The sequence below is a fragment of the Rhizobium leguminosarum genome, assembly GCF_002953715.1.
Taxonomy (GTDB): Bacteria; Pseudomonadota; Alphaproteobacteria; order Rhizobiales; family Rhizobiaceae; genus Rhizobium; species Rhizobium leguminosarum_V.
Genome location: NZ_CP025012.1, coordinates 2,208,951 through 2,227,161 on the forward strand (window position 1 = coordinate 2,208,951; position 18,211 = coordinate 2,227,161).

General features: G+C 60.9%; 22 protein-coding genes. 16 read left to right on the forward strand and 6 right to left on the reverse strand.

The genetic code is table 11. The features are described 5' to 3' along the window. Positions 1-25: 25 nt before the first annotated feature. A complete protein-coding gene (locus CUJ84_RS11180; RefSeq protein WP_105006257.1) occupies positions 26-1,588 on the forward strand; it encodes a DEAD/DEAH box helicase in 1,563 nt (520 codons plus the stop codon). A 7-nt stretch (positions 1,589-1,595) separates the two neighbouring features. After that, positions 1,596-2,018 carry an NUDIX domain-containing protein gene (locus CUJ84_RS11185; protein WP_105006258.1) on the forward strand — a complete coding sequence of 141 codons (423 nt, stop codon included), beginning with the start codon at positions 1,596-1,598 and terminating at the stop codon, positions 2,016-2,018. Here CUJ84_RS11185 and CUJ84_RS11190 read toward each other — a convergent pair whose 3' ends face one another. Further along, positions 2,019-2,336, reverse strand: a complete 318-nt coding sequence (locus CUJ84_RS11190) for a TfoX/Sxy family protein (RefSeq protein WP_003540033.1) — start codon at positions 2,334-2,336, stop codon at positions 2,019-2,021. A 98-nt stretch (positions 2,337-2,434) separates the two neighbouring features. Next, a complete protein-coding gene (locus CUJ84_RS11195; RefSeq protein WP_105006259.1) occupies positions 2,435-2,929 on the reverse strand; it encodes a flavin reductase in 495 nt (164 codons plus the stop codon). A 182-nt stretch (positions 2,930-3,111) separates the two neighbouring features. On the opposite strand from CUJ84_RS11195, the gene CUJ84_RS11200 reads away from it, so the two are divergent. The 5 genes from CUJ84_RS11200 (at position 3,112) to purB (ending at position 7,602) form a co-directional block, all read left to right on the forward strand. Then, positions 3,112-4,194, forward strand: a complete 1,083-nt coding sequence (locus CUJ84_RS11200) for a branched-chain amino acid ABC transporter substrate-binding protein (RefSeq protein WP_105006260.1) — start codon at positions 3,112-3,114, stop codon at positions 4,192-4,194. 64 nt (positions 4,195-4,258) lie between these two features. Next, positions 4,259-4,936, forward strand: a complete 678-nt coding sequence (gene rpe, locus CUJ84_RS11205; protein ID WP_003559730.1) for a ribulose-phosphate 3-epimerase — start codon at positions 4,259-4,261, stop codon at positions 4,934-4,936. Beyond that, a complete protein-coding gene (locus CUJ84_RS11210; protein WP_105006261.1) occupies positions 4,933-5,658 on the forward strand; it encodes a DUF2259 domain-containing protein in 726 nt (241 codons plus the stop codon). Before rpe ends, CUJ84_RS11210 begins: the two co-directional genes overlap by 4 nt. A gap of 32 nt (positions 5,659-5,690) precedes the next feature. Then, the gene (locus CUJ84_RS11215; RefSeq protein WP_105006262.1) at positions 5,691-6,176 is read left to right on the forward strand and encodes a hypothetical protein; all 486 of its coding nucleotides are present in this window, start codon (positions 5,691-5,693) and stop codon (positions 6,174-6,176) included. 118 nt (positions 6,177-6,294) lie between these two features. Continuing rightward, positions 6,295-7,602: an adenylosuccinate lyase gene (gene purB / locus CUJ84_RS11220; protein WP_017960628.1), complete on the forward strand. Its 1,308-nt coding sequence runs from the start codon at positions 6,295-6,297 to the stop codon at positions 7,600-7,602. A gap of 78 nt (positions 7,603-7,680) precedes the next feature. Here purB and CUJ84_RS11225 read toward each other — a convergent pair whose 3' ends face one another. From CUJ84_RS11225 to CUJ84_RS11235, 3 genes are all read right to left on the reverse strand, one after another. Beyond that, a complete protein-coding gene (locus CUJ84_RS11225; protein ID WP_105006263.1) occupies positions 7,681-8,079 on the reverse strand; it encodes a hypothetical protein in 399 nt (132 codons plus the stop codon). Between the two features lie 58 nt (positions 8,080-8,137). Then, entirely contained in the window at positions 8,138-8,617 is a 480-nt protein-coding gene (locus CUJ84_RS11230; protein ID WP_105006264.1) for a low affinity iron permease family protein, read from the reverse strand. Positions 8,618-8,753: 136 nt separating this feature from the next. Continuing rightward, positions 8,754-9,560, reverse strand: coding sequence for a DUF2189 domain-containing protein (locus tag CUJ84_RS11235; protein ID WP_105008156.1), 807 nt, complete (start codon positions 9,558-9,560; stop codon positions 8,754-8,756). A gap of 174 nt (positions 9,561-9,734) precedes the next feature. On the opposite strand from CUJ84_RS11235, the gene CUJ84_RS11240 reads away from it, so the two are divergent. The 7 genes from CUJ84_RS11240 to CUJ84_RS11270 all read left to right on the forward strand — a co-directional run bounded on the left by CUJ84_RS11240 (position 9,735) and on the right by CUJ84_RS11270 (position 15,660). Further along, the gene (locus tag CUJ84_RS11240) at positions 9,735-10,289 is read left to right on the forward strand and encodes an RBBP9/YdeN family alpha/beta hydrolase (RefSeq protein ID WP_003559738.1); all 555 of its coding nucleotides are present in this window, start codon (positions 9,735-9,737) and stop codon (positions 10,287-10,289) included. Between the two features lie 96 nt (positions 10,290-10,385). Then, the gene (locus CUJ84_RS11245) at positions 10,386-12,683 is read left to right on the forward strand and encodes a bifunctional diguanylate cyclase/phosphodiesterase (RefSeq protein ID WP_105006265.1); all 2,298 of its coding nucleotides are present in this window, start codon (positions 10,386-10,388) and stop codon (positions 12,681-12,683) included. A 250-nt stretch (positions 12,684-12,933) separates the two neighbouring features. After that, the gene (purC, locus tag CUJ84_RS11250) at positions 12,934-13,698 is read left to right on the forward strand and encodes a phosphoribosylaminoimidazolesuccinocarboxamide synthase (RefSeq protein WP_018242191.1); all 765 of its coding nucleotides are present in this window, start codon (positions 12,934-12,936) and stop codon (positions 13,696-13,698) included. Positions 13,699-13,713: 15 nt separating this feature from the next. Then, positions 13,714-13,956: a phosphoribosylformylglycinamidine synthase subunit PurS gene (gene purS / locus CUJ84_RS11255; RefSeq protein WP_018072257.1), complete on the forward strand. Its 243-nt coding sequence runs from the start codon at positions 13,714-13,716 to the stop codon at positions 13,954-13,956. Between the two features lie 44 nt (positions 13,957-14,000). Then, positions 14,001-14,555, forward strand: a complete 555-nt coding sequence (locus tag CUJ84_RS11260; RefSeq protein ID WP_105006266.1) for an RNA 2'-phosphotransferase — start codon at positions 14,001-14,003, stop codon at positions 14,553-14,555. Next, the gene (purQ, locus tag CUJ84_RS11265) at positions 14,552-15,223 is read left to right on the forward strand and encodes a phosphoribosylformylglycinamidine synthase subunit PurQ (protein WP_105006267.1); all 672 of its coding nucleotides are present in this window, start codon (positions 14,552-14,554) and stop codon (positions 15,221-15,223) included. The genes CUJ84_RS11260 and purQ overlap by 4 nt, the downstream gene beginning before the upstream one ends. A gap of 44 nt (positions 15,224-15,267) precedes the next feature. After that, the gene (locus CUJ84_RS11270; RefSeq protein ID WP_105006268.1) at positions 15,268-15,660 is read left to right on the forward strand and encodes a hypothetical protein; all 393 of its coding nucleotides are present in this window, start codon (positions 15,268-15,270) and stop codon (positions 15,658-15,660) included. A gap of 28 nt (positions 15,661-15,688) precedes the next feature. Here the strand turns inward: CUJ84_RS11270 and CUJ84_RS11275 are convergent, their stop codons facing one another. Further along, entirely contained in the window at positions 15,689-15,946 is a 258-nt protein-coding gene (locus CUJ84_RS11275) for a DUF1127 domain-containing protein (protein ID WP_105006269.1), read from the reverse strand. A gap of 81 nt (positions 15,947-16,027) precedes the next feature. Between CUJ84_RS11275 and CUJ84_RS11280 the strand changes: the two genes are divergently transcribed. Beyond that, a complete protein-coding gene (locus CUJ84_RS11280) occupies positions 16,028-17,446 on the forward strand; it encodes a PLP-dependent aminotransferase family protein (RefSeq protein ID WP_105006270.1) in 1,419 nt (472 codons plus the stop codon). Between the two features lie 127 nt (positions 17,447-17,573). Then, complete coding sequence (locus tag CUJ84_RS11285) at positions 17,574-18,155, forward strand: acyloxyacyl hydrolase (protein ID WP_027684534.1); 582 nt, start codon at positions 17,574-17,576, stop codon at positions 18,153-18,155. Positions 18,156-18,211 lie beyond the last annotated feature (56 nt).

Consider the following 18,211-nt stretch of genomic DNA (forward strand, 5'->3'; position numbering starts at 1 on the left):
CTCGTTCAGAGCTCGGCCGAACGGAATGGAAACAGTTTTCCCTTTGACGACATTTGCTGACCTTGGCTTAAGCCAAAAAGTGCTATCCGCTGTTACGGACGCGGGCTACACGATCCCAACGCCTATTCAGGCGGGCGCTATCCCGTTTGCGCTCGAGCGCCGCGATATTTGCGGTATCGCGCAGACCGGCACTGGCAAGACGGCATCCTTCGTTCTGCCGATGCTGTCGCTTCTGGAGAAGGGCCGTGCGCGTGCGCGCATGCCCCGCACGCTGATCCTCGAGCCGACGCGCGAACTCGCCGCCCAGGTCGCCGAGAATTTCGAGAAATACGGCAAGAACCACCGCCTGAACGTCGCCCTTCTGATCGGCGGCGTTTCTTTCGAGGACCAGGACCGCAAGCTCGAGCGCGGCGCCGATGTGCTGATCTGCACGCCCGGTCGCCTGCTCGACCATTTCGAGCGCGGCAAGCTGCTGATGAGCGGCGTCGAGATCCTCGTCATCGACGAGGCCGACCGGATGCTCGACATGGGGTTCATCCCCGATATCGAACGCATCGCCAAGATGATCCCGTTCACCCGCCAGACGCTGTTCTTCTCGGCAACCATGCCGTCGGAGATTCAGAAGCTCGCCGACCGCTTCCTGCAGAATCCCGAGCGCATCGAGGTCGCAAAGCCGGCCTCGGCTGCCGCGACGGTGACCCAGCGCTTCGTTGCTTCGCACGGTAAGGATTACGAGAAGCGAGCGGTGCTGCGCGAACTCGTCCGCGCCCAGACCGAGCTCAAGAACGCTATCGTCTTCTGCAACCGCAAGAAGGATGTAGCCGATCTCTTCCGCTCGCTTGAACGCCACGGCTTCTCCGTCGGCGCCCTGCATGGCGATATGGACCAGCGTTCCCGCACGATGACGCTGCAGAGCTTCCGCGACGGCAACCTCCAGCTTCTGGTGGCCTCCGACGTCGCCGCCCGCGGCCTCGACATTCCCGATGTCAGCCACGTCTTCAATTTCGACGTGCCGATCCATTCCGAGGATTACGTCCACCGTATCGGCCGCACCGGCCGTGCCGGCCGCTCGGGTGCCGCCTTCACCTTGGTCACCAAGCGCGATACCAAATTTGTCGACGCCATCGAGAAGCTGATCGGCGAAAAGGTCGAATGGCTGAGCGGCGACCTGAATTCCCTGCCGCCGGCAGAAGAAAGCAGGGAAACTGAACGACCGCGCCGCAACAGCCGCGAGCGTGGCGCCAGAGATGGCGCAACCCGAGATCGCGCGCCGAGAGAGAGCGGCGACAGGGATCATGGCCGCGGGCGCGGCAGTCGCAGCGCTGCGAGTCATAAATCTGACAACGACGTACAGGATAATGGCGTCAACGTGATCGAAGCAGCACCAGTAAAGGCCGACATCGTGAAGAACGAGCGCAAAGCAGAGCAGAAGCCGCAGAACAATGCGCGTAACAATCGGCCTTACCCGGCAAATGATGACAGCCGCGACCGCCGCCGTCATCGCGATCACGACGACGGCCCTACTCCGATCGGCTTCGGCGACGATATCCCCGCCTTCATGCTGATCGCCGGCAGCGCCAAGGTCTGAACTTCCAGTGGGCAGGCCCGGCATTGATTTTCCGGGTTTCGGCGTCGGTCTGGTGATTCTGCGCGACGCCAGGATCCTTCTCTACAAACGCATGCGTCCACCTGAAGCCGGCTATTGGAACATCGTCGGCGGCAAGGTCGATCATATGGAGCCGGCTGAAGAAGCTGCGCGCCGCGAGGCCGAAGAGGAAACCGGCCTGACAATCGGCCGCATCGAGCGCCTCTGCATGAGCGAGCAGATCATCGAGGCCGATCGCCAACACTGGATTTCGATCCTCTATCTCGCCCGCGACGTCGAGGGCGAGCCCCAATTGACCGAACCGGACAAGCTTTCGGATTTCGGCTGGTTTCCCCTGACCGATCTGCCCGAACCGCTGTCGGCCTTCACCAAGGCTGCCATAGCAGCCTTGCCGACTGCCGAACGCGGCTAGTCATTCGGCGCGAAGCGACGCCTCATAGGCAAGCCGCACCCATTTCGCCATCAGATCGGGATCGTCGTAGGCCTCGTCGGGAATCGACCAATAGGGCATTTTTACCGGCTTGCCTTTCTTGCCCTCATAGGTCCACTGCGTGGCGCCGGCAGCGGCAAATTCCGGGGCGCTTGTCTCGTCGGCCTTAAGCAGCATCTCGTCACGCACTTCAAGCGCGATGATGCGCCCGAGATGATAGATGCCTTTGCCACCGAACATGCGCTTGACCGTAACGGGGCCGAGCCCCTGAAACATTTCCTCGATCCCGGCATTGTCCATTCTCTATTCCCTCGAAATCTCGGCCACCCCAGCGCGATGCGTAGTTTCAAAGTGTGAGAGCGTCCTTGGTGCATCCGAAAGGACGCACGGCGCTCTCATCACAGCGCGTGATAATCCCGGTTCATATAGATGAGCGCCGGGTGTTTTTCGCTGAAGCGGACGGCAGCGACCTCGCCGAAGATGACATTGTGCGTCGGCATTTCCTTGATATCGATCACCCGGCAATCGAAAGCTGCAAGCGCGTCGGCGAGCACGGGCGCACCGGTGGCAAGCATATCGAAACGGGCGCTGCCGAAACGGTCGTCATTGGCAAGCGACGTGCGCCCGGAAAAGGCATCGGCAACGCCCTGATGATGGGCGCCGAGCGTGTTCAGCGCGAAAATGCCGCTGCGAAAGAAGATCTCGTTCTTCGGATTGGTGTTGTTGAGGCAGATCAGCACCGAGGCCGGATTGTCCGAAACCGAGCAGGCGGCCGTGATGGTGACGCCGCGGCGCAGCTCGCCCATCGCCGTCGTCACGAGCTGCACATGGCCGGCATAACGGCTCATGGCATCGCGATAAAGGCCGGGGTCGATATGCTGCCTGTTCAACACCTGCTTCTCCGTGCGCGCGCTTTATGCCTGGATTGTCTTTCCATCGCGCCAATATGGCGAGCATCGGTTACCTTTTCTACAATAGGACCGGTGAAAAGCGCTGTGTTGCGCTTGTTTTTCTTTGACGATCGCGGCCTTGCGGATAAAAGGGCATGGACGATGGCTAGGGATCTCCGCCTTTCATGATCAACCTGCGTGGCATAGCAGCTTTTCTGGCGCTGCTGGGAGCGGCGGCGCAAGGCCATGCGGCCGGCGTGACAATCGGCGTCGTCGCCCCTCAGAACGGCCCGCTTGCCCTGCTCGGCGCCCAGATTACCGCCGGTGCCGGCTTCGAGATTCAGCAGTCAGGAAATACTCTGGTCGCCATCAACGAGACCTGCGAGGACAATAGCGGTGCTGCGGTCGCCGATGCGCTTGTCAATGCCAAGGTGCAGGTCGCGATCGGCTTTCTCTGCAGCGAAACGCTGGAAGGCGCGCTGCCGAAGCTGAAGGATGCCAGCATTCCCGCGATCACCGTCTCGGTGCGCTCCCGCATCCTCATGGAGGATGCGTTGAAGAACGGCTGGCCGCTCTTCCGGGCAGCACCCGCCGACGGTGCCGAGGCGGCAAAGATCATCGAGGCGATCTTGAAGGACTGGGCCGCCGATCCGATCGCCCTGATCGAAGACGGCACCATTCATGGCCGCGAACTGACGGAAGCGGTGCGCAATGCGCTGGAGCAGAACGGCCTGAAGCCGGTCTTTACCGATACCTACCGGCCGGGACAGGAGCAGCAGATTGCCCTCGTTCGCCGCCTGAAACGGGCGGGTGCCACCCGGGTCTTCATCGGCGGCGACCGCAACGACGTTGCCGCCATCGCCCGCGACGCCAAGGCGGAGAATATCCCGCTGTCCATCCTCGGCGGCGATGCCATGCGCGCTGCCGACCAGCCGCTGCCGCTTAATTCAGGCGTGCGCGCTGTCGCCCTGCCCGAATATGCCGTTCTACCGGAAGGCACAGCTGCGGCCGAGGCGCTGCGCGCCAAAGGCATCGAGCCGGAAGGTTATGTCCTGCCGTCGCTGGCTGCGGCACTTATTGCCGGCCAGGCGGGACAAGCCGCCGCTGCGGCGGGCAAGCCACTGCAGGAGGCACTTCTCGGTACGACATTCCAGACGCCGGTCGGCGCCATCGCCTTCACCGATGCGCATGAACTTTCGCAAAACCCCTACCGCCTGCTTGAATGGCGGGGCAACGGCTTTTTTCCACCTGCCGCGCCGACGCAATGAACGGTGAGGCTGCCTTGAATTCGGGCGCCGCGGTCAAATGGCGGCCCATACGGAGTAAGATTTGATGACGCTGCCCATTCGCATTGCCCCCTCGATCCTCGCGGCGGATTTCGCCAGGCTCGGCGAGGAGGTGCGCGACGTGACGGCCGCTGGCGCCGACTGGATCCATCTCGACGTCATGGACGGACATTTCGTGCCGAACATCTCCTTCGGCCCCGATGTCATCAAGTCGCTGCGCTCCTATACTTCAGCCACCTTCGACTGCCACCTGATGATCTCTCCGGTCGACGACTATCTCGAAGCCTTCGCCAAGGCCGGCTGCGACCGCATTACCGTCCATGCCGAAGCCGGACCGCATCTGCACCGCTCGCTGCAGACCATCCGCAATCTCGGCAAGAAGGTCGGCGTGACGATCAATCCGGCGACGCCGCTCAGCGCTATCGAAAACGTGCTCGACGATGTCGATCTCATCCTGATCATGTCGGTCAATCCCGGTTTCGGCGGGCAGAAATTCATTCCGGCGATGGCGAAGAAGATCGCGGCGGCGAAGTCACTGATCGGTGATCGGCCGATCGAACTCGAGGTCGACGGCGGCGTCACGGTGGAAACGGCGCCTGATATCGCCCGGGCGGGCGGCAACGTTCTCGTCGCCGGCTCGGCAATTTTCAAGGGCGATACGGTCGAGGATTATCGCCGGACCGTCGCCGATCTGCGTCAGGCAGCCGAAGGGGCACGAGCATGAAGAAACGTCTGATCATCGGTGGCATGCTTGCTGTCGCATTTGCCGGATTGCCTAGTCTGTCACTTGCCGGCGACATCGCAAACATCCAGCCGATCGGCTTTTCCGCCGACGGTAAGGTCTTCGGATTTCAGGAATTCGGCATCGAGGAGAGCGGCAACCTTCCCTACTCCAACACCTATTTTGTTGATACCGAAGACGGCCACTATCTCGAGGGCACGCCCTTCCATACCGAGCTGACCGACAAGGACGCCAATCTCTCCAAGGCGCGGCGGCAGAACCTGACGGCGGCCCGCAGCCAGATGGACAAATATGATCTGCTGACCAATCCCGGCTTGATCGCTGCCTTCAATCCGCCGACCGAACTCGGCTCGCCGTCGAAGACGATCCGCTACACGACGCTTGCGACCGACGGCCCGCCGAAAGCGCCGTATACGCTCTCACTCGGTGAGATGCCGGTGCCGACGCCGAAGGATTGCGTTGCGGTCGACAAGCGGGTCATCGGTTTCAGCCTGCAGATGATCGAAAAGGAAGGCGCTCCGAACCGACAGGCAGCGCGCCAGGCCACCGCGGTTCCGGCCGAGCGCGCATGTTCGGTCGAATACCGGATCGGCGGCGCCGTGGTCTACCAGCCGGAAGCCGGAAACCAGGTCCATATCGCACTCGTCCTGGCCTTCGATGCAGACAGGAACGGACGCTGGATCGCCGTTCCGGTTCATCCCTGAGCATGGATCGCCCGAGGACGGATCGCCCCCGGATGGATCGTCTAAGAGCTGCACGGCCGCCCTACCCCGATCTGATTGCCGGCGCGTTGCTTTGGGGCATGCAGATGCTCGCCGCCGCCATGCTCGGCCTTTTCCTGCGCAACGGCCTGCAGACGAGCCGACTGGCCGAGATCGCCGCTCTCTATTTCGCCGGCGGCCTGTTTGCCTGGCCGTTCGCCATGCCGGTCGCCCGCTTCCTCGCCTTTGACAGGCCGCTGGAAACGCGTTTTGCCGCGTTTTTCGTGACGCTGACGGCGGCCACTATCCTGATGACCGCCTTCCTTTTCGCCATGGAATACCGGATGTTCTATTCGCGTTGGCATGCACCCTTCGGCAGTATCGTCTGGGCTTTCCAGTTCGTCTTCACCAGTATCAGCGCCGTCTACCAGTTCCTGGTGATCGGCCTGCGCCTCTTCTTGCCGCTCGGCCTCGTCTGTCTTGTCGCAAGCAGCTATCATCTTGCCAAACGCATGCGTTGAGATTGCCGCCCGTCTTTGCTACAGGGGCGCTAAAGCAATTCCAGCAAAAGTGTGCAGCGGTTTTGCGTCCGGAATTGCGTCTTAAACGCTCAACCTCTTGAAGTGAAGGCAGCCGCCCATGATCCCGCGTTATTCCCGGCCCGAAATGGTCGCCATCTGGTCTCCCGAAACCAAATTCCGCATCTGGTTCGAGATCGAGGCGCATGCTTGCGACGCGCTGGCCGAACTCGGCGTCATCCCGAAATCGGCGGCAAAGACGATCTGGGAGAAAGGCGGCGCCGCCACCTTCGACGTCGACCGCATCGATGAGATCGAAGCCGTCACCAAGCATGACGTCATCGCCTTCCTCACCCATCTCGCCGAGATCGTCGGCCCGGATGCGCGCTTCGTCCACCAGGGCATGACTTCGTCCGACGTGCTCGACACCTGCTTCAATGTCCAGTTGGTCCGCGCCACCGATATCCTGCTTGCCGATATCGACCGGCTGCTCGAGGCGCTGAAAAACCGCGCCTTCGAACACAAGGACACCGTCACCATCGGCCGATCGCATGGCATCCATGCCGAGCCCACCACCTTCGGCGTCAAGCTGGCGCTCGCCTATGCCGAATTCGAGCGCTGCCGCCAGCGCCTCGTCGCCGCACGCGAGGAAGTCGCGACCTGCGCCATATCGGGCGCCGTCGGCACCTTCGCCAATATCGATCCGCGCGTCGAGGAACATGTCGCCGAGGCGCTTGGCCTGAAGGCCGAGCCGGTCTCGACACAGGTCATCCCGCGCGACCGCCATGCCATGTATTTCGCCACGCTCGGTGTCGTCGCCTCGTCGATCGAGCGACTGGCGACCGAAATCCGCCACTTGCAGCGCACCGAGGTGCTCGAAGCCGAGGAATATTTCTCGCCTGGCCAGAAGGGCTCCTCGGCCATGCCGCACAAGCGCAACCCGGTACTGACCGAAAACCTCACCGGCCTCGCCCGCATGGTCCGCTCCTATGCGATGCCGGCGATGGAAAACGTCGCCCTCTGGCACGAGCGCGATATCTCCCATTCCTCGGTCGAGCGCATGATCGGGCCCGATGCGACCGTGACCCTGGACTTCGCCCTCTCCCGTCTCGCCGGCGTCATCGAAAAGCTGCTGGTCTACCCTGAGAACATGGAGAAGAACCTCAACAAGTTCCGCGGCCTCGTCCATTCGCAGCGCGTCCTGCTGGCGCTGACCCAGGCCGGCACCTCCCGCGAGGATGCTTACCGCCTCGTCCAGCGCAACGCCATGAAGGTCTGGGAACAGGGCAAGGATTTTCTGGAGGAGCTGCTTGCTGATGCGGAGGTACGCGCGGCGCTTTCCGAGGAGGATATTCGGGAGAAGTTCGACCTTGGCTATCATACCAAGCATGTCGATACGATCTTCCGGCGCGTCTTCGGCAACGCCTGAGCGATCTGCAATCAACGATATAGCGGCGCCCTTGCGGGCGCCGTTTTTCTGCCGGCATACCTCTCCGTCGAGAATCTATCAAACGGCTTTTCCCCTCAGTCGCAGCCTGATCATAACTGTGAAGTAGATGCATGCGACAAGGACAGAAGGCAGAGAAATAATTAGGAAAAAAGCTAACAAGGTCAGCCTCTGAATACTTCCACCTGACAACAACAAGAAAGCCGCCACAATCAGCAAAAAAATTACTATAAAAAAGATAGACGACCAAAGAAATGGCCGCGAATTTATTTCAATGTATTTAACGCGATAAAAAATAAACAATACAAAAACGATTGGTAGCGAAACAATAAACTTTGGCATAAACGCGATAAAGCCGATTTCTTCGAAGAAAAATGGCAAATGACCTAACGTCAATCCTATGAAATAAGCCTGAAAGAACAGCTCAACCTGCGGCTCTCGAAGAAAGGAGTCGTTCATTTTTCCCTGCGGAGTTGGATTTAATGAACTGAATATGGTGCCGATTGTATTTCATAGTCTAGCTTTTCTCAAGCGGCCGTTGTTTTTGCTTCGGTGCTTTGGCAACCACAGGACGCTTGCGTGCCTCCGTCTTTTTCGACGGTTCCGCATTCGCTGCCTCTGATGTCCTGCAAGCCTCGCTCTCGCCCCGGCCTTTGGCGGCCTTGGCGACCAGTTCGTCGAGACGTTTCAGTTCTTCCTCGTCGAGATTCTCGATACCGATGAAACGGTTCTCGGCATGGCTGGTCAGGATAATTTCATTGAGCTTGGCCTGGATCGCCCGCGTGTCGCGTGCCTGGGCGTTCTGCAGCACGAAAACCATCAGGAAGGTGATGATCGTCGTGCCGGTATTGATGACCAGCTGCCAAGTTTCCGAATAATCGAAGAAGGGGCCGAGTGCCGCCCAGATGACGACGGCGATCAGTGCCAGGATGAAGATGACGGGTTTGCCCGCCCATTCCGATACCTTGGTTGCGAAGTGGGCAAACAGATGCTTCATCGTCACCTCAAAGATCCTCCCTCGAAGTCTCCAGAGCATGACGTCGACGACATCATGCTCTGGCTAAACAAACTCCGAGGCAGGTTGGAGGTTCCCGCAGGGATCCGAGATTCTCCGCGGGCAAGGCCGGCCGTGGTTACGCTGTGGCTTCCCGCGCAATCAGCTTGCGATAGAGATGCCAGGTCGCATGGCCGAGGATCGGGATAACTAGCGCAAGCCCGGCAAAGATCGGGATCGTGCCGATGAGAAGTAGCGCAGCGACGATAAGGCCCCAGAGCAGCACCGGCACCGGATTGACGAGCAGCGCGCGGATCGAGGCGCTCACGGCTGCCACCGCCCCGACATCGCGGTCGAGCAGCAGCGGAAAGGTGATGACGGTCATCGCCAGCACGACGAGCGCAAAGACGAAGCCGATGAGATTGCCCCAGATGATCAGCTGCATGCCCTCTGACGTGCCGAAGACCTGGCGGAAGAAATCCGCCATGCTGCGCGGAAAGACCTCGCCGAGCAAATTGCTGTAGAGCGTCTGTGCCGTCACCAGCCAGACGACGAAGAGGCCGCAGAGCATCAGCCCGACCGCCACAATCGACGGCAGCGCCGGCGAATGGCGCACATCGAGCGCATGCGTCCAGGATGTATCGAGGCCGGCCTCGCGCCGGCGGCTAATTTCATAGAGGCCAATCGCAGCGATCGGGCCGATCAGCACGAAACCCGCCATCAGCGGGAAGACCATCGGCAAAAGGTTGGCGCCCGAGGTCCATAGCGTCAGGAAGACGCCGGCGATCGGATACATCAGGCACAGGAACACATAGTGGGACGGCTTCTCCATAAAATCCTCGTATCCGCGCTTCAGCGCGTCGAAGACGTCAGCGATACCGATGCGATTGACAACGGGCCGCGCCAAGCTTTCGCTGGCACCCGTCATGACATGAAATGCCGCCATGGTTTTCTCCTCCTCAGCCGAGACCTGATCGGCGGCGGAAAGCATCGGCGGGCAAGCCGACACGAATTCCGCAACCGGCACTGGAGCAATATAGCAACTTTCAACGCCCGTGTCGCTCTCTCCCTTGACACCCCTCTTGACATCTTGGACCAGCTTTCTCACATCGGCGGCACTATGAAAGCCTCAGACGCAGATATCCTCATCATCCCCGGTTACACCAATTCCGGCCCGAGCCACTGGCAAAGCCGCTGGGAGGCAAAACTCAGCACGGCGCGGCGCGTCGAGCAGGCCGAATGGACGAAGCCGGTCCGCGAGGATTGGATCGCCCGCATCGCCGAGGAGGTGAACGCCTCGACCCGTCCGGTCGTCCTCGTCGCCCATTCGCTGGGCGTGCCCTCGGTGATCCACGCCATCCCGCATTTCCGCAACCGCGTGGCGGGCGCTTTCCTCGTTGCCCCGCCCGATGTGGCCAATCCCGACATCCGCCCGAAGCACCTGATGACTTTCGGCCCCTATCCGCGCGATCCGCTGCCCTTCCCGTCGATCACTGTCGCCAGCCGCAACGATCCGTTCGGCAGCTACGAGCATGCCGACGAGATTGCCAGCAGTTGGGGCTCCTTCCTCGTCGATGCCGGCGAGTCCGGTCATATCAATGCCGATTCCGGTCACGGTCCCTGGCCCGAAGGCACCATGGTCTTTGCCCAGTTCCTCGGCCGGCTCTCCCCCTGATCGAGGAAAAGGCGCTATCCCGCTTGTTGAGCAAGTGCTTTCTAAGTCTTTCTTAATGGAATGACCGCAGACTGCACCAAGGTGAGATAAGCGAGAATGCCCGTGAAGAAAGCCCATTCAGAGGCCGGTGATCCGCATGGCGATGTCGCAGCGGCTGAGGCAGGTATCGGCAATGGGGCGACCGACGATTCCGAACTGGCAGAGCGGGAGAGCCGCTGGAACCATGCGCTCGTCGGCTCGGGCCTTGGCGTATGGGATCACAACTACCGTCTCGACCGGAAATACTACTCGCAGACGTGGAAAACCATCCGCGGCATGGCGCCCGACGAGGAAGCAGCCGGCGATTACGACGCCTGGCTGCAGCTGGTCCATCCCGATGATCGCGATTTCGTCGTCCATGCGATCGACCGGCAGAACGCCGGCGATCCCAATTACCAGATCTTCGAATATCGCGAGCGCCATAAGGATGGCCAGTGGGTCTGGATCGAGTGTCGCGGCGCCTGTGTGGAATGGGATGAGAATGGCGTGCCGACGCGCATCGTCGGCACGGATACCGATATCACCGCCCGCAAGCAGGCCGAGGAGACGCTGTCGCGTTTGTCGCGCCGACTCGATCTGGCGCTGGAGATTTCCCGCATCGGCGTCTTCGAGGCCGATATCGAGCATGATACCGTCGAATGGGACGACCGCCTCATTGCCATTTACGGGCTGCAGGGCGCCTCACGCCAGATCGCCAGCGACGCCTGGGCGAAAAGCCTGCATCCCGACGACCGCGAGCGCGTCCTTGGCTTGTCCGACCGTAGCGTCGAAAGCGGCAGTGATTTCCAGCAGGAATACCGCATCATTCGCGGCGACGGCGTCGAACGTGTCATCCGCGCCCGCTCGGCCTTCTTCATCGACGGCAACGGCCACCGCAAGCTGATCGGCGCCAACTGGGACGTCACCGAGGAAGTCGCGCTCCGCAACGAGCTGCGGCGCGCCAAGGATCTAGCCGAAGCGCGCAACCGCGAGCTCGAAGCCGCCAAAGAGAGCATCGAGCACCTGGCGCTGCACGACTATCTCACCGGCCTGCCGAACCGCCGCTATCTCGACAAGATGCTGGACGAGCGTGCGGCCGAATGCCGGGCCAAGGGCATGGCGATGGCGATCCTGCATATCGATCTCGACCGCTTCAAGCAGATCAACGACACGCTCGGCCACCGGGCCGGCGACGCCATGCTGCAGCATGTCGCAAGCGTGCTGAGAAATTCCGTCCGCGCCGCCGATTTCGTCGCCCGCATTGGCGGCGATGAATTCGTCATACTCTGCGCCGTCGATCCCGCGTCGAAGAAGATCGCCGGCCTTGCCGAACGTGTCATCCGCGAATTGCGCAAACCCGTCAGATATGAGGGGCACGATTGCCGTTTCGGCGCCAGCATCGGCATCGCCATCGATAGCGGATCGACGCTCGACGCCAAGCAGATGCTGCTCGACGCCGATATCGCGCTTTATCGGGCCAAGGGCCTGGGCCGCAACCGCTTCGAATTCTTCTCGGCCTCTGCCCGCCGCGACATCATCTCCGCCAAGCACCTCGCCGACGAGATCCTGATCGGCCTCGAGCGCAATGAATTCGTGCCTTTCTATCAGCTGCAGTTCGATGCACGCACGCTCGATGTCGCAGGCATTGAAACGCTTGCCCGCTGGCAGCACCCGGTGCACGGGCTGCTGACGCCCGACCGCTTCCTCGATATCGCCGAGGATCTCGACGTCGTCTCGACCATCGACGCCTTGATCCTGGAGCGAGCGCTGGCCGACCGCAGCGTCTGGATCAAGGACGGGCTGTCGATCCCGAAGATATCGGTCAACGTCTCCGCCAGGCGGCTCGCCGACCCCGATCTCGGCAAGAAGCTCCGGGCCTTGAAGATCGAGCCCGGCACCATCTCCTTCGAGTTGCTGGAATCGATCTCGCTCGACGATTGCGACGAGGCGGTGGCCGCCAACCTGAAAAAGCTGCGCAAGCTCGGCATCGACATCCAGATCGACGATTTCGGCACCGGCCATGCTTCGATCGTCAGCCTGCTGCGATTGAGCCCGAAAACGTTGAAGATCGACCGCGAACTGATCCGCATGCTGCCGCAATCGTCCGAGCAGCGCAAACTGGTCGGCTCGATCATCGATATCGGCCGCTCGCTGAACATCCTCGTCATCGCCGAGGGCGTCGAGACGGTGGATCATATCCGCATTCTCGAAGAACTCGACTGTGACACACTGCAGGGCTTCGCGCTCGCCCGGCCGATGCCGGCCATGCAGATCCCCTCCTTTATCCGCGCCGGAAGCTGGCGCCACGGGGAAATCGCCGCTCGCGCCTTGCAGACGCAGCTTCGTCGCGCGCTGCGAAGCAGAGCCGCCAAATAAAAACCTGCATAAGCGGCTCGCCATTTCGCCTTCATTCCACCGTAGAGGAAAAGGCGCTAGACTTGTCTTGCGAATTCATTCGATTCTCTTGGCGGTATTCCGTAAAATTGGAAACCAGGGCCGTGAAATCCGGAAACCAGGGAAGGAGCGACAGGCGGATTGTGAAACCCTCTCTTTTCCTTTAAGGGGACGCCACGAGATCGATCCACTCGCGCTATCCCAAGAGCGCCAACAACAGAGAATGACCACGATGAACCGTCGCCGCCGTATCTACGAGGGCAAGGCAAAGATTCTGTATGAGGGCCCGGAACCGGGCACTTTGATCCAGTTCTTCAAGGACGATGCCACTGCCTTCAACAAGAAGAAACACGAAGTCATCGATGGCAAGGGCGTCCTCAACAACCGCATTTCCGAGTATATTTTCAGCCATCTGAACAAGATCGGCATCCCCACTCATTTCATCCGCCGGCTCAACATGCGCGAGCAGTTGATCAAGGAAGTGGAGATGATCCCGCTGGAGATCGTCGTGCGCAATGTCGCGGCCGGTTCTCTCGCCAAGCGCCTCGGCATCGACGAAGGCGTCGTGCTGCCGCGCTCGATCATCGAATTCTATTACAAGTCCGACGCGCTCGACGATCCGATGGTCTCCGAAGAGCACATCACCGCCTTCGGCTGGGCAAACCCCGCCGAACTCGATGACATCATGGCGCTTGCCATCCGCGTCAACGACTTCATGACCGGCCTCTTCCTCGGCGTCGGCATCCAGCTCGTCGATTTCAAGATCGAATGCGGCCGCCTCTTCGAAGGCGATATGATGCGCATCATCCTCGCCGACGAAATCTCGCCGGATAGCTGCCGGCTCTGGGATATCGAAACCCACGAGAAGATGGACAAGGACCGCTTCCGCCGCGACCTCGGCGGGTTGCTCGAAGCCTATTCCGAAGTTGCACGCCGTCTCGGCATCATCAATGAAAACGAGCCCGTGCGCGGCACCGGCCCGGTTCTCGTCAAGTAAGGCAGGAAAGACAAAGTGATCAAGGCTCGTGTCACCGTCACGCTGAAAAACGGCGTTCTCGATCCGCAGGGCAAGGCTATCGAGGGTGCGCTTGGCGCCCTCGGCTTCTCGGGCGTCGGCCATATAAGACAGGGCAAGGTCTTCGACCTGGAGCTGGAAGGCGCCGACAAGGGCAAGGCCGAGGCCGACCTCAAGGCCATGTGCGAAAAACTCCTCGCCAACACGGTGATCGAGAACTACGCAATCGCGATCGACTGATGATCACAGACCCGTCGTCTGGCGGACTTTGAGGATTTGGCGTCATGATGAAAGCAAAGCTGGAGACGGAAGTCTCGAAATATATGAGCTATGTTTTGCGTCATGCGCCGGAATCTGCGGGCTTGACGCTTGATAGCGAGGGTTGGGTGTCGTTCGACGAACTCGAAAAAGCGTTGTCGTCGAAATACGACGTTTCCCGCGCCGAGATCATCGAGATTGTCGAAAACAATCCAAAGAAGCGCTTCACGCTCGCCGATAACAGAATTCGCGCAAACCAAGGTCATAGCGTCGAGGTCGATCTCGCATTGAACCAGGTCGAACCGCCCGCCGCTCTTTTTCACGGCACGTCTCTGACGAACTGGCAGTCGATCGAGCGCGAAGGCTTGAAGAAGATGCAACGGCACCACGTTCATCTGTCGGCAGATGTCGAAACGGCGAAAATCGTCGCAGTGCGCCGCAAGGGTGAACATCTCATCCTGCGTGTGGATGCGGCCCGCATGTTTTCGGAGGGTCATTCTTTCTTTGTCTCCGACAATGGAGTATGGCTCGCCGAAAGCGTTCCAGTTCAATATCTTTCGCGAAACGCAGGGACCCCATGAAATCAGCCGTCGTTCAACTTCCGGGCCTCAACCGCGACCGCGACATGATCGCCGCCTTGACCAAGATCTCCGGCCAACCACCGGTGACGATCTGGCAGACGGAAACTGAGATCCCCGATGTCGATCTGATCGTCATTCCCGGCGGCTTTTCCTATGGCGACTATCTGCGCTGCGGTGCGATCGCCGCCCGCATGCCGGTCATGCAGGCGATTATCGACAAGGCTGCAAAAGGTGTGAAGGTGCTCGGCGTCTGCAACGGCTTCCAGATCCTCGTCGAGGCCGGCCTGCTGCCCGGCGCGCTGATGCGCAATTCCTCGCTGAAATTCGTCTGCCGCGAGATCAAGCTCGAAGTCGTCAATGCCGAGACGGATTTCACCCGCGCTTATGCGCAGGGTCAGGTCATCCGCTGCCCGGTCGCCCATCACGACGGCAATTATTTCGCCGACGAAGCGACGCTGGCTGCAATCGAAGGCAATGGCCAGGTGGTGTTCCGTTATGCCGAGGGCACCAATCCGAATGGCTCGATCAACGATATCGCCGCCGTCATGAATGAAAAGGGCAATGTGCTCGGCATGATGCCGCATCCCGAGAACCTGATCGAGGCCGCCCATGGCGGTTCGGACGGCCGTGGCCTGTTTGCCTCCGCGCTCGACGTCATCGCCGCCTGACCTCAGCACTCAAAATCCTCTCATCCGGATCTGGAGCAAGATCGATGCGCCCTCGCCTCGCAAACGCCGCCCTGTTGACCGCTCTTGCAGCCATGGTCGCAGCCTGCCAGACGCCGGCGCCGGCGACAGGCCCGAACCGCGCCGCACTGCCGACGATGGAACGCGTGGCGCTCGGCGCCAATGCCTGCTGGTTCAAATCGGGCGATCCGGCTTTTGCTGCTTACAAGCTCGCGCCGGAACTCAATTCCTTCTCCGGCCGGCCGCGCATCTTGCTTGTCCACAAGGGCAGCCCGGAAAGCCGGCCACTGCTCGTCGTTCAGGCCGAGGGAAGCCCGTCGCGCCTTCAGGCCTTCGGTCCGATGATGCAGGAACCGGTCGCCGGCCGCATCGCCGCCGACGTCAATCGTTGGTCGACAGGCAACAAAGCCTGCAGCTGATCGACCCGGTCAGTTCCGAAGGCACGTTTCAGTCCCAAAAGAACGACTTGCTGACTTCGCGCGCCGCGTCGGACTGTGACACTCCGATATCCTTGAGCTCGGTCGCCGTCAGGCCCCTCAGCGCGCGCCGGCCTTCCCGCTTCTGATGCCAAAGAAGAACCGCGGCCCAGATTTGCTCCAAACGCGTCGTCTCCTCGGCGGCCGCGACGGGGAGGATGATCTGCCTCCTGTCCTCGTAAGAGACAATCGGTACAATCGGCATTTTGATCTCGGGTAAGGCAGACATTCCAGGAATCCTCTCGGCTTGCCATTGGAATTGACTCATACGCTTGACCGATACAATGTGCCAATATATACAATTGTCACCATGACAAATTGGCTTCCTGATATTTCCCGCGGTTCCGGGCCGGTCTATCTCCGGCTCGCCGACAGCATCGAATCCGCCATATCAAGCGGCGCCCTGCCCGCCGGCAGCAAGCTGCCGCCGCAGCGCAACCTTGCCTACGATATCGGCGTGACGATCGGCACGATCGGCCGCGCCTATGCGCTGGTGCATGAGCGCGGTCTGGTCGCCGGCGAAGTGGGGCGCGGCACCTATGTGCTGAACCGCTCGGAGACGCCGCCCGGCGAGCAGATCGATCCGCTGACCGTGTCGCTCGGCGGCACCCGCGTCCAGGATGCGCCGGCGGACAAGATCCGCTTCGACACGACAGCCGCGCCCGATCTCGGCCAGGGCAAGATCATCGCAGGCATCCTCGCCGAGATCGGCGAGCAGCATCTTTCCGAAATCTCCTCCTATTCCCGCAGTTTCCCGCGCAACTGGTTCGAGGCCGGTCGCCTCTGGCTTGCTCGCAGCGGCTGGACGCCGGAGGTCGAAAACATCGTACCGACGCTCGGCGCTCATGCGGCGGCAATCGCCGTTATCGCCGCCGTTTCGGCGCCGGGCGACAAGATCGTCTTCGAGGATCTCACCTATACCCAGGTCAGCCGCAGCGCCCGCCTTCTCGGACGCCGCACGCTGACGGTCGATTCCGATGAGCTCGGCGTGATCCCCGAGGATTTCGAGCGGCTCTGCCAGCAGCAGCATCCAAAGATCGCCTTCCTGATGCCGACCGTTCACAATCCGACGCTGGCGATCATGCCCTATGAGCGGCGCGTGGCCATCGCCGCAATCGCCAGGAAACACAGTGTCTGGCTGATCGAGGACGACCTCTACGGCGGCATGGCCGACGACGATACACCGCTGCTAGCCTCGATTGCGCCCGATCGCACCTTCCTCGTCAACGGCCTGTCGAAATCGGTCGCCGCCGGCGTGCGCGGCGGCTGGGTCGCCTGCCCGCCGCATTTTGCCCAGCGCATCAAGGTGACGCACAGGATGATCACCGGCGGCCTGCCCTTCATCCTGGCAGAAACCTGTGCGCGCCTCGTCGAAAGCGGCGCCGCGCACGAGATCCGCAGGGCAAGTGTTGAGGAACTCTCCCGGCGCGTCCGTCTCGCCCGCGAGCAGCTGCAGGGCTTCGATTTCCAATCGCACATACACGCGCCCTTCCTCTGGCTGAAACTGCCGGAGCCCTGGATGTCCGGCACCTTCAAGAATGCCGCCTTCCGCGACGGCGTGCTCGTCGACGACGAGGACGAGTTCAAGGCGGCGCGCGGGGAAAGACCCTATCATCGCGTTCGCATCGGTTTTTCCTCGCCGAAGACAGGGCAGGAGCTGGTCTCCGGTCTGATGATCCTGCGCCGGCTATTGGAAAACGGCGGTTCCGCCTATGACGGTGAAATATGACCTGTTGCAAATACACGTCATAAATCGAAAAAAATGCCTGGGCCTGCCCCCGAATACGTCGCGAATCGGACCTTTGTGTTAGCTCTTTGTCATTCCGCCGGGTGATACGGAATCATAAGGACAGCAGATGAGGATCGACTTCGGAAGGGTCGCTCTGCGCTTGTTGGGTATTGCGTCAGTGGCAGTGGTGGTCGGCATGCCGACAATGGCCGGCTCGGCAACTGCCGGCGAACAGATATTCGATGAATTGCGCTTCGGCGTCTCGACCTCGGTACAATCGGGCCATTCCAGAGAAGACGGCGTCTTTCCGGAGATTACCGCTCTCTTCGATCCCTTCGGCTACGATACGGCGGTCGGCTGGCAGCAACAGCTGCTGCATCCCCGTGTGCATCTCGGTACCTCGATCGGCACGTCAGGCGAGGCCAGCCAGTTCTTCACCGGCTTCACCTGGACGGTGGATTTCAACGAGAAGCTTTTTGCCGAAGCCGGCTTCGGCGGCGTCATTCACACCGGCGATCTCGAGGGCGATGATGACGGCCCGGAACTCGGCTGTCGCGTCCTCTTCCACGAATATCTGGGCGCCGGCTATCGTTTCAACGCCCACTGGAACGTCATGGCCCAGATCGCCCACTCCTCGCATGCCAATCTCTGCGACGGGCCGAACGACGGCATGACGCGCGCCGGTCTGCAGATCGGCTACAAATTCTAGCAGCGACCACTTTTCATCGTAAGGAAGAAGTTGCCTGCCCGCTGTTGACGGCGGGC

Bases quoted from the DNA above. Each gene is read 5' to 3' on its own strand.
- CUJ84_RS11180 (WP_105006257.1), top strand. From the start codon at position 26: ATGGAAACAGTTTTCCCTTTGACGACATTTGCTGACCTTGGCTTAAGC.
- CUJ84_RS11190 (WP_003540033.1), bottom strand. From the start codon at position 2,336: ATGGACAATGCCGGGATCGAGGAAATGTTTCAGGGGCTCGGCCCCGTT.
- CUJ84_RS11200 (WP_105006260.1), top strand. From the start codon at position 3,112: ATGATCAACCTGCGTGGCATAGCAGCTTTTCTGGCGCTGCTGGGAGCG.
- rpe (WP_003559730.1), top strand. From the start codon at position 4,259: ATGACGCTGCCCATTCGCATTGCCCCCTCGATCCTCGCGGCGGATTTC.
- CUJ84_RS11210 (WP_105006261.1), top strand. From the start codon at position 4,933: ATGAAGAAACGTCTGATCATCGGTGGCATGCTTGCTGTCGCATTTGCC.
- CUJ84_RS11215 (WP_105006262.1), top strand. From the start codon at position 5,691: ATGGATCGTCTAAGAGCTGCACGGCCGCCCTACCCCGATCTGATTGCC.
- purB (WP_017960628.1), top strand. From the start codon at position 6,295: ATGATCCCGCGTTATTCCCGGCCCGAAATGGTCGCCATCTGGTCTCCC.
- CUJ84_RS11225 (WP_105006263.1), bottom strand. From the start codon at position 8,079: ATGAACGACTCCTTTCTTCGAGAGCCGCAGGTTGAGCTGTTCTTTCAG.
- CUJ84_RS11230 (WP_105006264.1), bottom strand. From the start codon at position 8,617: ATGAAGCATCTGTTTGCCCACTTCGCAACCAAGGTATCGGAATGGGCG.
- CUJ84_RS11235 (WP_105008156.1), bottom strand. From the start codon at position 9,560: ATGGCGGCATTTCATGTCATGACGGGTGCCAGCGAAAGCTTGGCGCGG.
- CUJ84_RS11240 (WP_003559738.1), top strand. From the start codon at position 9,735: ATGAAAGCCTCAGACGCAGATATCCTCATCATCCCCGGTTACACCAAT.
- CUJ84_RS11245 (WP_105006265.1), top strand. From the start codon at position 10,386: ATGCCCGTGAAGAAAGCCCATTCAGAGGCCGGTGATCCGCATGGCGAT.
- purC (WP_018242191.1), top strand. From the start codon at position 12,934: ATGAACCGTCGCCGCCGTATCTACGAGGGCAAGGCAAAGATTCTGTAT.
- CUJ84_RS11260 (WP_105006266.1), top strand. From the start codon at position 14,001: ATGATGAAAGCAAAGCTGGAGACGGAAGTCTCGAAATATATGAGCTAT.
- purQ (WP_105006267.1), top strand. From the start codon at position 14,552: ATGAAATCAGCCGTCGTTCAACTTCCGGGCCTCAACCGCGACCGCGAC.
- CUJ84_RS11270 (WP_105006268.1), top strand. From the start codon at position 15,268: ATGCGCCCTCGCCTCGCAAACGCCGCCCTGTTGACCGCTCTTGCAGCC.
- CUJ84_RS11275 (WP_105006269.1), bottom strand. From the start codon at position 15,946: ATGTCTGCCTTACCCGAGATCAAAATGCCGATTGTACCGATTGTCTCT.
- CUJ84_RS11280 (WP_105006270.1), top strand. From the start codon at position 16,028: ATGACAAATTGGCTTCCTGATATTTCCCGCGGTTCCGGGCCGGTCTAT.
- CUJ84_RS11285 (WP_027684534.1), top strand. From the start codon at position 17,574: ATGAGGATCGACTTCGGAAGGGTCGCTCTGCGCTTGTTGGGTATTGCG.